This is a genomic window from Methylomonas sp. MED-D, from assembly GCF_050276835.1.
In the GTDB taxonomy this organism is placed as follows: domain Bacteria; phylum Pseudomonadota; class Gammaproteobacteria; order Methylococcales; family Methylomonadaceae; genus Methylomonas; species Methylomonas koyamae_A.
The window spans coordinates 3,240,662-3,253,531 of record NZ_CP189965.1 but is presented as its reverse complement, the minus strand read 5'-3'; the positions used below and the strand labels follow the sequence as shown (position 1 = coordinate 3,253,531).

Below are 12,870 nucleotides of genomic sequence, written 5' to 3'. Positions count from 1 at the left end.
CGGACACATTTCAACCGGGTCTATTTTGGAAGCAGGAGCAGCGTATGCGGCAGTCTGATCGTGTTTGGCATCTTATGTTTTTTTGGCTTTCCGTTGCGGTGGCATTACCGGCCGCCGCCGCGCCGGAGCAAGCGCTGGACGTGGGTAGGGGGGAGCGCCTGCTCATATTGGCGCCGCATCCCGACGATGAAAGCTTGAGCGCCGCAGGTCTGGCGCAACGAGTATTCGCTAACGGCGGCAGTGTCCGTAGCGTCGTCGTGACATCGGGTGATGCCTACGTCGATGCCGTGGTTCAGCAAACCGGCAAGCGCAAGCCGTCCGCGGCCGATTTTCTGGCGTTCGGCGAACGTCGCCTGGACGAATCGCGGCGCGCGGCCCAAGTGTTGGGCAAGGGTTTTCTGCATCTGGACTTGTTGGGCTTCTCGGACGGCAGCATCTACTCGGCACTGGTGTCGCATTGGCGGCGCAACCAGCCGATGCGCTCGGACTTCACCGGCTTCGACCATGTGCCTTACAGCGAAGCGGTCGATAGAGGCTACGCGCAAGACGGCCAGGACTTACTCAGCGAACTGGTGGCGATCTTGCGCGAGACCCGGCCGACCATGATAGCCTTCCCGGACGTGATGGAAAACGACTCGGATCACGCCGGTTTGGGTATGTTCACGTTGCTGGCCGTGCGCGATTGGCTAGCGCGCGAACCCTCGCAAAACATTCATCCGAAAATGCTGGCCTACTTGATCCATTGGCGCCCCGGATGGCCGACCGGCTCGAATTGGGGGATCGCTCAGGACTGGAGCGGGCAACCCATGCAACTGCCCGACGATTTGCCGCTGCGCGGACATCACCGGGTGTGTCTGAATTTGACGCCCGCCGAAGTGGCGACCAAGCGTCAAGCCATGGCGGAATATCAAACTCAGCAATTGATCATGGGCGACTTTCTGGCGTCCTTTGTGCGCAGCAGCGAGTGTTTCACCCAGCTGCAAACCGGCGATACCCAACGGATAGAAAATGTCGTCGAACATTGGCGCCATGTCCGCAAAGCCTTCGATAGTCACCCGCTGACTCGGCGAAAAATCTAGTTCGCGCTCGGATTGGCGTGACGCCGCGCCGATCCGAGCAATTTGGCGCGGCAGCGGTTCTTTGCCTTCATCTTCAGGGCTTGTCGCGTTCAGCCGATAGAGTCATCCGCTCGAACGGCTTGCCGTGGCAGTGCATAGCTTCGAACGGCGCGATGTTCGCGGCGGCCGCCACCGATCGCTCTCGATTTTCGGCCGGATATTCGCCTGGAGGCTAAACTTCCACGCTTCGCTAGGTCCGCTGGACTTGGATAGTCGCCGGCTTTCCTTTACATCGCGGTACGTTCCCAGTACCGTAATCCGGATGGGCGCAGACCGGCCGGCTACCAAAGCCGCCAAGCCGGCGTTTCGCATCGATTCGGCGTTAAAACCAGCGCTGCGTCCGGCCGCCGAACGCGAGCATCGCTTTCTGGCTAACAGGGTGGAAGTGCTGATTCGCGATTTTTGCGGCCAACACGGCATCGCCGTTCCCAGCCAATCGACTAACCCCAATAACCAAGACTAAACACGCCACACCATCACCGATTCATGGCTATTAAAAAATCCGATCTCTATTCCTCGCTGTGGGCCTCGTGCGACCAATTGCGCGGCGGCATGGACGCCAGTCAGTACAAGGACTACGTGCTGTTCATGCTGTTCATCAAATACATCACCGACAAATACGCCGACAGCGACGACTTCGCGCCGCCGGTGGTGATTCCGCCCGGCGCCAGTTTCAAGGACATGATTGCCCTCAAAGGCAAATCCGACATTGGCGACAAGATCAACACCCAGATCATCGGCCCCTTGGTCAATGCCAACGCCCGATTATCGAAAAGCGACTTCCCGGACTTCAACGATCCCAACAAGCTCGGCGAAGGCCAGGACATGGTGGAGAAGCTCTCCAACCTGATCGGTATTTTCCAAAAGCCCGAGCTGGATTTCTCCAAGAACCGCGCCGAGCACGACGACATTCTCGGCGACGCTTACGAATACCTGATGCGCCACTTCGCCACCGAAAGCGGCAAGAGCAAAGGCCAGTTTTATACGCCATCTGAAGTCAGCCGGGTCATCGCCAAAGTGGTCGGCATTTCTCCAGACAATACCAATGCCCGTACTACTGCTTACGATCCGACCTGCGGCTCCGGCTCGTTGCTGTTGAAAGTCGCCGCCGAAGCTGGGCAACCACCAATTAATCTGGAAGGCCAGGAAAAGGATGTCACGACCGCCGGTCTGGCGCGGATGAACATGATCCTGCACGACTTCCCGACTGCCACCATCCTGTCCGGCAACACGCTGGCCTCGCCCAAGTTCAAAGACGGCGAAAACCTGCGCACTTACGATTACGTGGTCGCCAATCCGCCGTTTTCCGACAAGACCTGGAGCACCGGCCTGACGCCGGGCGACGATGCTTACCAGCGCTTTGTTTGGGGCGAGCCGCCGGCCAAACAAGGCGACTACGCCTATCTGCTGCACATCATCCGCAGCCTGAAAGCCAACGGCAAAGCCGCCTGCATTCTGCCGCACGGCGTGCTGTTTCGCGGCAATGCCGAAGCGGTGATCCGTCAGCAACTGATTCGCTCTGGCTACCTGAAAGGCATCATCGGCCTGCCGGCCAACCTGTTTTACGGCACCGGCATCCCGGCTTGTATTCTGGTGATCGACAAGGAAAACGCCACCGCCCGCAAAGGCGTGTTCATGATCGACGCCAGCAAGGGCTATATCAAGGACGGCAACAAGAACCGTTTGCGCGAGCAGGACATCCACAAAATCGTCGACACCTTCGGCAAGCAAGCCGACGTGCCGCGCTATGCCCGGATGGTGCCGTTCGATGAAATCGCCGATCCGAAAAACGACTTCAACCTGAATTTGCCGCGCTACATCGACAGCAGCGAACCGGAAGACATTCAAGACATCAACGGTCACCTCAATGGCGGCATTCCCGAGCGCGACCTGGATGCGCTGGCCGACTACTGGCAAGTGTTGCCCGGCGTGCGTACCAGCTTGTTTGCCCCGCTGCGCCCCGGTTATGCGCAATTGACGCTGCCGCTGGCCGAGGTCAAACCCGCCATCTTCGGCCATGCCGAATTCGCTACCTTCAACGCCCAAGCGACTGAACGCTTTCAAGGCTGGCGAGACGCCACCACGCCATTGCTCACCGGCTTTGGTAAAGAAGGCCATCCCAAAGCCTTGATCGAAACCATCGCCGAAGATTTGCTGAACACCTTCAAGCCGGCGCCGCTGCTGGATGCTTACGACATTTACCAGCACCTGATGGACTACTGGGCTGACACCATGCAGGACGATTGCTATCTGATCTCCGCCGACGGCTGGGTTGCCCAACCCACCCGCATCGTCGAAACCGACAAGAAGGGTAAAGCCAAGGACAAGGGCTGGGTCTGCGATTTGATCCCCAAGCCGTATATCGTCGCCCGCTACTTTGCCGACCAGCAGGCCGCCATTGAGGCCAAACAAGCCGAACTGGAAGCCGTCACCGCCAGCCTAGCCGAGCTGGAAGAAGAACACGGCGGCGAAGACGCCATCTTTTCCGGATACGACAACATCAATGCCGCCGCCGTTAAAGACCGGATCAAGGAAATTTTGGCCACGGATGGCCTTATGTCGCGTGAGGCAGGGATGCTGGAAGCGACCGGTAATGATCAGGAAGGCGCCGAAGAGTTAAAAGTGTTGAAACAATGGCTGGAACTGGGCAACCGGATCAGCGCATTGAAAAAACAAATCAGGGAAGCCGAAGCCGCGCTCGACCAAAAGGCCTATGAAAAATACCCGACGTTGAGCGAAGCCGAAATCAAAACGCTGGTGATCGACGACAAGTGGATGGCGCATCTGTCCACCGCCGTACAGGGCGAACTGGACCGGGTTTCGCAGACTCTGACCCGTCGCATCCGCCAACTGGCCGAACGCTATGCCGCGCCACTGCCGCAGTTGGAAGACGAGGTAAGCAAACTGGCGAGCAAAGTCGAGCGACATCTCACCAGGATGGGCATCACATGGAAATGAATCCTCCCAGCGGTACCATAAGTCAGACACTGTCCGACCAATTGCGTTGGTCATATCGGGTCGAATGCCTCAAAATCCAGCACACTCTGGTACGTGCTCGCTACGCGCGCCAAACCACCGCCCAAGACGTATTTGCCCCAAAATTGAAAATCTTATCGAGGACAATGCCATGCAAGTCGTATTAACAAAAGAATTGGTGATGGATAGCTCACATGGTGTTTTATTAGCCGACCTGCCCATTGCCACCGGCGAAAAATTCACCATCATCGTGCTTAAAGATAGCGACGCCGGCAGCCAGCAAGCCACGGAGCGCAGAACAGCCTACGCCCATCGCTTTGTAGTCGAGGGTATCGAACTGCCCGCCAGAGAAGCTTTATATGAGCGTTAACAGCTTTATCGATACCAATATCTGGGTGTACGCGCATTTTCAGCACGATGATCAAAAATGCGCGATTGCGTTGGAACTGATCGAAACCTTGCCGACATTAGTAAGCAGTACTCAAGTGCTCAATGAGTACTACAGCGTGATGCTGAAAAAGAAAATCATCGACAGGCTGATTCAAGACAATATCGAGGTCATCATTTCGATTGCAGCTATCCAGACCATCCAAGTCACCACGATACGTTTCGCCCATCGGCTCAAACTGAAATATGGTTTTTCCTATTGGGATAGCTTGATTGTCGCCAGCGCCTTGGAAGCCGATTGTCGACAGCTTTATTCCGAAGACCTGCAACACGGTCAGGTGATCGAAGACCGCTTGACCGTCATTAATCCTTTCGTGAACCTCCAGTAACCGGAAGCATGGAACGTATGCCATGGAAATCAACTGCTTGCCCAAGGCTCAACGGTTCAACGATGCCGTGGAAAATGCAAACCCATGAGTAATCAACCAACAAACCATGCCGAGGCGGTCAAGGAAGCCAGCGCGGCTTATCGCTTGCAGGCCGGCAATGTGGCTTTGGTTAAGCCGGGATACAAGATGACGGAGGTGGGGATTATTCCGGAGGATTGGGATGCTGTTTGCTTGGATGATGTCACAACCCATATTGGCGATGGGTTGCATGGAACGCCAGCCTATTCGCCGAATGGTGAATATTTCTTCATCAATGGCAACAATCTGAATAGTGGCAAGATAGTTATTACGACCGACACAAAATTGGTTGATCACGCGGAGTTCATCAAATACCGGAAGTCCCTCAGCGATAGATCAATACTTCTGTCGATCAATGGCACCGTCGGCAATCTTGGATTGTATGAAGGTGAACCCGTAGTGCTAGGGAAGAGCGCGGCCTATTTGAACTTGAAGCCGGCAGTTTCTAAGCGGTTTGTCTATCACTCTCTTCAGACATTAATTGTAAAGCGACAATTCTTTGATGGGTTGACTGGATCGACTATTGGCAACTTAGGCTTGGCTGCCATTCGAAAAACACAAATCCCTCTCCCTCCCACCGACACTGAACAACGTGCCATCGCGGCGGCGTTGAGCGATGTGGATGCGCTGCTGGACGGGTTGGAGCGGCTGATCGCCAAGAAGCGCGACCTTAAACAGGCCGCGATGCAACAACTCCTCACCGGCCAAACCCGCTTGCCGGGGTTTAGTGGGGAGTGGGAGATTAAGCGGTTCGGTAGTGTGCTCCAGTTTCAAGTCGGGTTCCCATTTAGTTCCGCGTTTTTCAATACCGAGGAACAGGGGTTACGATTGGTCAAGAATCGTGATCTTAAGAGCGATGACCAAGTTTTCCATTACTCAGGAGTTTACGAAAATGCGTTCATGGTTAGGGATGGTGACGTACTGATTGGCATGGACGGCGACTTTCTTCCATGTCGGTGGACCAAGGGCGTCGCACTACTCAACCAACGGGTTGGCAGAGTGGTGCCGCGATCAGGATTGGACCGAGTCTTCGCGTATTACTACCTGATTGAGCCGTTGAAAGACATCGAAGCGGCAACTTCGAGCACAACGGTCAAACACCTTTCGCATGGCGATGTCGAAGGCATCGAGCTACCGTTACCGGAGAACGATGAACAAACCGCCATCGCCACCATTCTCTCCGACATGGACGCCGAACTCGCCGCGCTGGAAGCCCGCCGCGACAAAACCCGTGCCCTCAAGCAGGGCATGATGCAAGAACTGCTGACCGGCAGGACGAGGCTGCTATGACCACGCCCCCCGTCGTTCCGGCAGGGATTGCCGGAACCCAGATTACAGGGAGGTAAACGCCAAAACCCTCCATGGCTTCTGGACCCCGGCAATCCCTGCCGGGGTGACGGCGCCGCGAGCCACTTTACGGTACTGAAGTTTAACGCAGCCGTCTGCCCGCCGCGACAAAACCCGCGCCCTCAAACAGGGCATGATGCAAGAACTGCTGACCGGCAAGACGAGGTTGCTATGACCACGCCCCCCGTCGTTCCGGCAGGGATTGCCGGAACCCAGATTACAGGGAGGTAAACGCCAAAACCCTCCGTGGCTTCTGGACCCCGGCAATCCCTGCCGGGGTGACGCCGCCGCGAGCCACTTTACGGTACTGAAGTTTAACGCAGCCGTCTGCCCGCCGCGACAAACCCCGCGCCCTCAAACAGGGCATGATGCAGGAATTGCTGACCGGCAAGACCTGGCTGCTATGACCGCGCTACCCGTCGTTCCGGCAGGGATTGCCGGAACCCAGATTACAGGGAGGTAAACGCCAAAACCCTCCGTGGCTTCCGGACCCCGGCAATCCCTGCCGGGGTGACGCCGCCGCGAGCCACTTTACGGTACTGAAGTTTAACGCAGCCGCCCGCCCGCCTTGACAAAACCCGCGCCCTGAAACAGGGCATGATGCAGGAATTGCTGACCGGCAAGACCTGGCTGCTATGACCACGCCACCCGTCGTTCCGGCAGGGATTGCCGGAACCCAGATTACAGGGAGGTAAAACGCCAAAACCCTCCGTGGCTTCTGGACCCCGGCAATCCCTGCCGGGGTGACGGCGCCGCGAGCCACTTTACGGTACTGAAGTTTAACGCAGCCGTCTGCCCGCCGCGACAAAACCCGCGCCCTCAAACAGGGCATGATGCAAGAACTGCTGACCGGCAAGACCTGGCTGCTATGACCACGCCACCCGTCGTTCCGGCAGGGATTGCCGGAACCCAGATTACAGGGAGGTAAAACGCCAAAACCCTCCGTGGCTTCTGGACCCCGGCAATCCCTGCCGGGGTGACGGCGCCGCGAGCCACTTTACGGTACTGAAGTTTAACGCAGCCGTCTGCCCGCCGCGACAAAACCCGCGCCCTCAAACAGGGCATGATGCAAGAACTGCTGACCGGCAAGACGAGGTTGCTATGACCACGCCACCCGTCGTTCCGGCAGGGATTGCCGGAACCCAGATTACAGGGAGGTAAAACGCCAAAACCCTCCGTGGCTTCTGGACCCCGGCAATCCCTGCCGGGGTGACGGCGCCGCGAGCCACTTTACGGTACTGAAGTTTAACGCAGCCGTCTGTCCGCCTTGACAAAACCCGCGCCCTCAAACAGGGCATGATGCAGGAATTGCTGACCGGCAAGACCTGGCTGCTATGACCACGCCACCCGTCGTTCCGGCAGGGATTGCCGGAACCCAGATTACAAGGAGGTAAACGCCAAAACCCTCCGTGGCTTCTGGACCCCGGCAATCCCTGCCGGGGTGACGGCGCCGCGAGCCACTTTACGGTACTGAAGTTTAACGCAGCCGTCTGCCCGCCGCGACAAAACCCGCGTTCTCAAACAGGGCATGATGCGGGAACTGTTGACCGGCAAGACCTGGCTGCTATGACCACGCCCCCCGTCATTCCGGCAGGGATTGCCGGAACCCAGATTACAAGGAGGTAAACGCCAAAACCCTCCATGGGCTCTGGACCCCGGCAATCCCTGCCGGGGTGACGGCGCCGCGAGCCACTTTACGGTACTGAAGTTTAACGCAGCCGTCTGCCCGCCGCGACAACACCCGCGCTCTCAAACAGGGCATGATGCAGGAACTGTTGACCGGCAAGACCAGGCTGCTATGACCACGCCCCCCGTCATTCCGGCAGGGATTGCCGGAACCCAGATTACAGGGAGGTAAACGCCAAAACCCTCCGTGGCTTCTGGACCCCGGCAATCCCTGCCGGGGTGACGCTGCAATTATTGCGGTATTTGCGTTAAAGTTTGTCGGCGCTGTTTTTGGCGGGATTAAAGTCAGCAGGTCAAACTGAAAATCATGCAAAAATGGATAAACAACCCTGTGTTTATATAATGGCCAGTCAACGAAACGGGACGCTTTACATTGGCGTGACTTCGAATTTGATTGGGCGTGTTTACCAGCATAAAACCGATATGGCCGAAGGCTTCACCAAACGCTATGGAGCGCACCTGCTGGTTTGGTATGAGGTGCAGGACAGGATGGAGAGTGCCATATTGCGGGAAAAGCAGTTAAAGAATTGGTCGCGAGCCGCTAAAAAACGGCTGATTGAGCAAGCCAATCCGAGCTGGCAGGATTTGTGGCACGACTTAGCCTCAGCATAATAGATTTTTTAGTTTAAGCGTTTGCGAGGCCCAATGATGAACACGATTCCCGCCAAAGAGAAACAACTTCTGGATTGCCTGACGGCAGCGGTTGGTGAAGCGTTAGAACGCAAACGCCGCCTGGGTCAGTATGCCGTGGTCTGGAAAGACGGCAAACCGGCGCTGATTGGTGATGATGCATCGAGCCTACTGCCAGTGCAGTCGGTTGCTGAAAGTGCGGGTGAAAACGCCGGCTAAAACGCTGGTGAAAATACCAAGTCCGATTTTTATAACCGTTGTCGAAAAAACGCTGGCGAAATTACAACCACAAACCGACAGGCAATAGGAGCTTAATTCATGAGGGAACAACACAGCCGTTCGGAACGTAACACCCAGAACCGAGTCGTCGCCTTGTTTGCCGACCCGACACGGCCGGATGGCCTGGGCTACCGCTATCTTGGCGACTGGAGCAAGCGGGATAACAACCGTCTCCTTGAAACTAAGCTATTGCGTGACAACCTGACGGCACGTGGCTATTCCGCCGCCCACATCGGCGCTGCCTTGCAGAAACTGGAGATTGCCGCCGAGACCACCGGCTTTACCTTGTATCAGGCCAATCTGCGCACCTACCAGTTATTGCGTTACGGCGTGCCGGTGCAAATTGCCGCCGGCGTGTCCCATGAAACCGTGCATTTGATCGATTGGGACAATCCGGCGCGTAACGATTTTGCGCTGGCCGAGGAAGTGACGCTGAAAGGCAGCTTTGAGCGGCGGCCGGACATTGTGCTGTATATCAACGGCATCGCCATTGCGGTGATCGAGTTAAAGCGCAGTTCGGTGGATGTGGCGGACGGCATACGCCAGCTGATCACCAATCAGGAAGCCATTTTCAATCAAGGCTTTTTCAGCACGGTGCAACTGGTGTTGGCGGGCAGCGATGCGCAAGGTCTGCGTTACGGCACGACCGGCACACCCGAACAGTTCTTCGTGGAGTGGAAGGATGAAGGGGACGGTTTGGTAGGGGCGGGTTTGAAACCCACCCCTACGACAGCCATCGGCGCATTGCTGGATCGACCTCTGGCGCAGTTGTGCAACAAAGCCCGGCTGTTGGACTTGATCCGCAATTTCATCATCTTCGACGCCGGCCAGAAAAAGGTGCCGCGCCAGCACCAGTTTTTCGGTGTGAAAGCTGCGCAGGAACGCATCGCCAAGCGCGAGGGTGGGGTGATCTGGCATACCCAGGGTAGCGGCAAGAGCATCTTGATGGTGCTGATCGCCAAGTGGTTGCTGGAGCACGATCCCGAGGCGCGGATATTGGTGGTCACCGATCGCGACGAGTTGGATAAGCAGATTGTCGGCGTGATGCGCAATGCCGGAGTGATTGGCGAAAATTCGGCTTCGCCGCGCATCACCTCGCGGGCGGATTTTGTTGCTAAGCTGGCCGCGACTACGCCGCGCTTGCTGTGCGCGTTGATTCATAAGTTCGATGTCTCCGACTTGAAAGGACCGCCGCCCAGGGTGCAAGGGCACTTTTACGTGTTCGTGGATGAATGCCACCGCACCCAAGGCGGCGACATGAACAGACAGATGAAGCGCTGGTTGGAGCGCGCGATCTTCATCGGCTTCACCGGCACGCCGCTGCTGCGCAAGGACAAGCAAATGACGCGGGACGTGTTCGGCACCTATATCCATACCTACAAGTTTCATCAGGCGGTGGCCGATAAAGTGGTGCTGGATTTGAAATACGAGGCCCGCGACGTGCCCGAACGGCTGACCTCGCAGAAAAAAATCGACGAGTGGTTCGAGCGGAAAACCCAAAACCTCAACAACTTTCAGAAGGCGGCGTTGCGTAAACGCTGGGCGACGATGGAAGAGTTGATGAGCGCCGAAGGCCGTAAACGCGAGGTGGTCGCTGAAATTATCTCCGATTTCGCCCTCAAACCGCGTTTGAACAACGACCGTGGCACCGCTATTCTGGTGGCCGCCTCCATTTACGATGCCTGTCATTATTTCCGGCTGTTCGGAAATACCCAGTTTGGCCCCTACTGCGGCATCATTACGTCGTACGAACCGAATGCCAATGCCATCTCGAAAGAGCCCGCCAACAGCGATGAACGCTATAAGTTTGATACCTATAGTCAGTTGGTATTGAAGGATTTTCCGAGCACCGAGAAATACGAAACGGAGATGAAGCGCCGCTTCATCGACGAGCCGGCCAATCTTAAACTGCTGATCGTAGTGAGCAAGCTACTGACCGGCTTCGACGCACCCAGCTGCACCTACATCTATCTCGACAACGAACTGCGTGACCACAATCTTTTCCAGGCCATCTGCCGCACCAATCGGCTGGATGGCAACGACAAGGACTACGGCCATATCGTCGACTTCAAAAAGCTCTTTGGCGACGTGCAACAAGCCATCGCGGTGTACAGTTCCGACGAACTGGACATCGACCAGGGCAACGGCGGCGATAACAACGTGCGCCTGAAAAACTGGCTGGAAGAAGGCAAGAAGCAACTGGACGATGCCCGTCAAGCACTGCACTACCTGTGCGAACCGGTACTGCCGCCGCGTGAAGTCGAGCAGTACTTGCATTATTTCTGCGGCGATGCCGCTAATCCCGAGGCGCTAACCGAAACCGAAGCATTGCGGGTGACCTTCTACAAGGCAGTGGCGATCTTTGCGCGTGCCTACGCCGACATCGCCCAGGAACTGATCGAGGCGGGTTATTCCGAGGCCGAGGCCGAGGCATTGAAAAAGGCAGTGGAGTTCTACGCCGAGATTCGCGCCGCCATCAAGAAACACTCCGGTGAAGAGCTGGACATCAAGCCTTACGAGGCTGACATGCGCCACCTGATCAACACTTACATCCAGGCCGACCCGGCGGAGGCATTAGGGGAACTGGGTGAAATGTCGCTGACCGAGCTGATCATCAAGACTGGCATCCACGACGCCATTGCCCGCAAGCTGAACCAGAAAGGCAAGCTGTCGAAGAACGCTATCGCCGAGGGGATCATCAACAACGTCCGCAAGACCATTATCCGCGACCAGCTCACCGACCCTAGGTTCTACGCGCGGATGTCCAAGCTGCTCGACGATCTGATTAAGCAAAGCCGGGCGGATACGGCCGCTTATGAGGCGTTTTTGCGCAAGGCCGAAGAGTTGGTCAAACGCTTAGCGGCCAAACAACCCGAGGCCGGCATTCCGGCGATTTTGCTTGGCAAGCACGAGGCCATCGTCATCTACAACAATCTGGCCAATTTGATGCCGGAAGCCTCACCGACGCCACAGGTGCATGAACCCAAGACCGATTATAGCGATGAGCGTGCGCAACTGGCGCTAAAAATTGATCATGCCATGCGCGAACAAGCGCCGGCGGGCTGGAAGGGTGATGAAACCAAAGAACGTGTCGTTCAGAATTTCTTGTACCCAATGCTGAACAAGAACCCGAATGCCACGCTGGCCCTATTCGAGATCATCAAGAACCAGCCGGGATATTGATGTCGGAAACAATCGAGCTTGGCGACATAAGCATCGCTGTTACCCGCAAGGCCATCAAGAACGTGCATCTGTCTGTGCATCCGCCGGAAGGTCGGGTGACGCTGGCCGCTCCGCTGGAAACCCGTTTGGAAGTAGCCAGGGCTTACGCGATTTCAAAGTTGGGATGGATACGCGATCAACAGTCCAAACTGCGTAATCAGGCCAGAGAGACCCCCAGACAGTTTGTCGAGCGAGAGACCCACTATCTTTGGGGGCGGCGGCATTTGCTGACGATCATGGCACGCGGCGGCAAGCCGTTTGTGAATGTCGATCACCGGCGGATTTCCATGTACTTGCCGCCAGATACGTCTCTCGAAAAACGCGCCGAGTTGCTGCACGAATGGCATAAGGTGTTGCTGCATCAGGCCATCCCGCCGTTGATTGCTAAATGGCAAGCCAAGCTGGGCGTAACGGTTAAGCAGTATTTTTTGCAGCGGATGAAAACCAAATGGGGCAGCTGCAACCCCAAAGCCGGACATATTCGCTTGAATACCGAATTGGTCAAGAAGCCCAGGCATCTTTTGGAGTATGTGCTGGTACACGAAATGGTGCATCTGTTGGAGCCAAGCCATAGCGAACGGTTTGTCGCGATCTTGTACGAATATTATCCGGCCTGGCGCGAGGCGAGGGCCGAGTTGAACGAGCTGCCGTTGAGCGCCGAACAGTGGCGAGAATAGCATGAGCAGTTTCGCCGATTTTGGTGTGGCGCCGGGCGGTCGGCATCGGCAATAAGCCGCGCCGACGAGACAGTCGGCTAC

The 12,870-nt window shown here is 56.6% G+C and carries 10 protein-coding genes; all 10 read left to right on the top strand.

The features are described from left to right. Positions 1-74: 74 nt before the first annotated feature. The 10 genes from ACQE3E_RS14510 to ACQE3E_RS14465 all read left to right on the top strand — a co-directional run bounded on the left by ACQE3E_RS14510 (position 75) and on the right by ACQE3E_RS14465 (position 12,789). Positions 75-1,079 carry a PIG-L deacetylase family protein gene (locus tag ACQE3E_RS14510; protein WP_427500701.1) on the top strand — a complete coding sequence of 335 codons (1,005 nt, stop codon included), beginning with the start codon at positions 75-77 and terminating at the stop codon, positions 1,077-1,079. Between the two features lie 301 nt (positions 1,080-1,380). Further along, on the top strand, positions 1,381-1,581 hold the full coding sequence (locus ACQE3E_RS14505; protein ID WP_427500700.1) for a hypothetical protein: 201 nt from the start codon (positions 1,381-1,383) through the stop codon (positions 1,579-1,581). Between the two features lie 23 nt (positions 1,582-1,604). Beyond that, positions 1,605-4,076 carry an N-6 DNA methylase gene (locus tag ACQE3E_RS14500; RefSeq protein WP_427500699.1) on the top strand — a complete coding sequence of 824 codons (2,472 nt, stop codon included), beginning with the start codon at positions 1,605-1,607 and terminating at the stop codon, positions 4,074-4,076. A 169-nt stretch (positions 4,077-4,245) separates the two neighbouring features. Then, a complete protein-coding gene (locus ACQE3E_RS14495) occupies positions 4,246-4,464 on the top strand; it encodes a hypothetical protein (RefSeq protein WP_064026582.1) in 219 nt (72 codons plus the stop codon). Beyond that, the gene (locus tag ACQE3E_RS14490) at positions 4,454-4,870 is read left to right on the top strand and encodes a PIN domain-containing protein (protein WP_427500698.1); all 417 of its coding nucleotides are present in this window, start codon (positions 4,454-4,456) and stop codon (positions 4,868-4,870) included. The genes ACQE3E_RS14495 and ACQE3E_RS14490 overlap by 11 nt, the downstream gene beginning before the upstream one ends. A gap of 84 nt (positions 4,871-4,954) precedes the next feature. Continuing rightward, positions 4,955-6,238, top strand: coding sequence for a restriction endonuclease subunit S (locus ACQE3E_RS14485; protein WP_427500697.1), 1,284 nt, complete (start codon positions 4,955-4,957; stop codon positions 6,236-6,238). A gap of 2,013 nt (positions 6,239-8,251) precedes the next feature. Then, positions 8,252-8,593 (top strand): GIY-YIG nuclease family protein, encoded by a 342-nt coding sequence (locus ACQE3E_RS14480; protein WP_254786775.1) that lies wholly within the window; start codon positions 8,252-8,254, stop codon positions 8,591-8,593. A gap of 33 nt (positions 8,594-8,626) precedes the next feature. Then, on the top strand, positions 8,627-8,830 hold the full coding sequence (locus ACQE3E_RS14475) for a hypothetical protein (protein WP_217631680.1): 204 nt from the start codon (positions 8,627-8,629) through the stop codon (positions 8,828-8,830). A 99-nt stretch (positions 8,831-8,929) separates the two neighbouring features. Then, positions 8,930-12,073, top strand: coding sequence for a type I restriction endonuclease subunit R (locus ACQE3E_RS14470; protein ID WP_427500696.1), 3,144 nt, complete (start codon positions 8,930-8,932; stop codon positions 12,071-12,073). After that, positions 12,073-12,789 carry a M48 family metallopeptidase gene (locus ACQE3E_RS14465; protein WP_427500695.1) on the top strand — a complete coding sequence of 239 codons (717 nt, stop codon included), beginning with the start codon at positions 12,073-12,075 and terminating at the stop codon, positions 12,787-12,789. The genes ACQE3E_RS14470 and ACQE3E_RS14465 overlap by 1 nt, the downstream gene beginning before the upstream one ends. Positions 12,790-12,870: the final 81 nt, after the last annotated feature.

Excerpts from the sequence above, each read along its gene's own strand:
- ACQE3E_RS14510 (WP_427500701.1), top strand. The coding sequence starts at position 75 with ATGTTTTTTTGGCTTTCCGTTGCGGTGGCATTACCGGCCGCCGCCGCG.
- ACQE3E_RS14505 (WP_427500700.1), top strand. The coding sequence starts at position 1,381 with ATGGGCGCAGACCGGCCGGCTACCAAAGCCGCCAAGCCGGCGTTTCGC.
- ACQE3E_RS14500 (WP_427500699.1), top strand. The coding sequence starts at position 1,605 with ATGGCTATTAAAAAATCCGATCTCTATTCCTCGCTGTGGGCCTCGTGC.
- ACQE3E_RS14495 (WP_064026582.1), top strand. The coding sequence starts at position 4,246 with ATGCAAGTCGTATTAACAAAAGAATTGGTGATGGATAGCTCACATGGT.
- ACQE3E_RS14490 (WP_427500698.1), top strand. The coding sequence starts at position 4,454 with ATGAGCGTTAACAGCTTTATCGATACCAATATCTGGGTGTACGCGCAT.
- ACQE3E_RS14485 (WP_427500697.1), top strand. The coding sequence starts at position 4,955 with ATGAGTAATCAACCAACAAACCATGCCGAGGCGGTCAAGGAAGCCAGC.
- ACQE3E_RS14475 (WP_217631680.1), top strand. The coding sequence starts at position 8,627 with ATGATGAACACGATTCCCGCCAAAGAGAAACAACTTCTGGATTGCCTG.
- ACQE3E_RS14470 (WP_427500696.1), top strand. The coding sequence starts at position 8,930 with ATGAGGGAACAACACAGCCGTTCGGAACGTAACACCCAGAACCGAGTC.
- ACQE3E_RS14465 (WP_427500695.1), top strand. The coding sequence starts at position 12,073 with ATGTCGGAAACAATCGAGCTTGGCGACATAAGCATCGCTGTTACCCGC.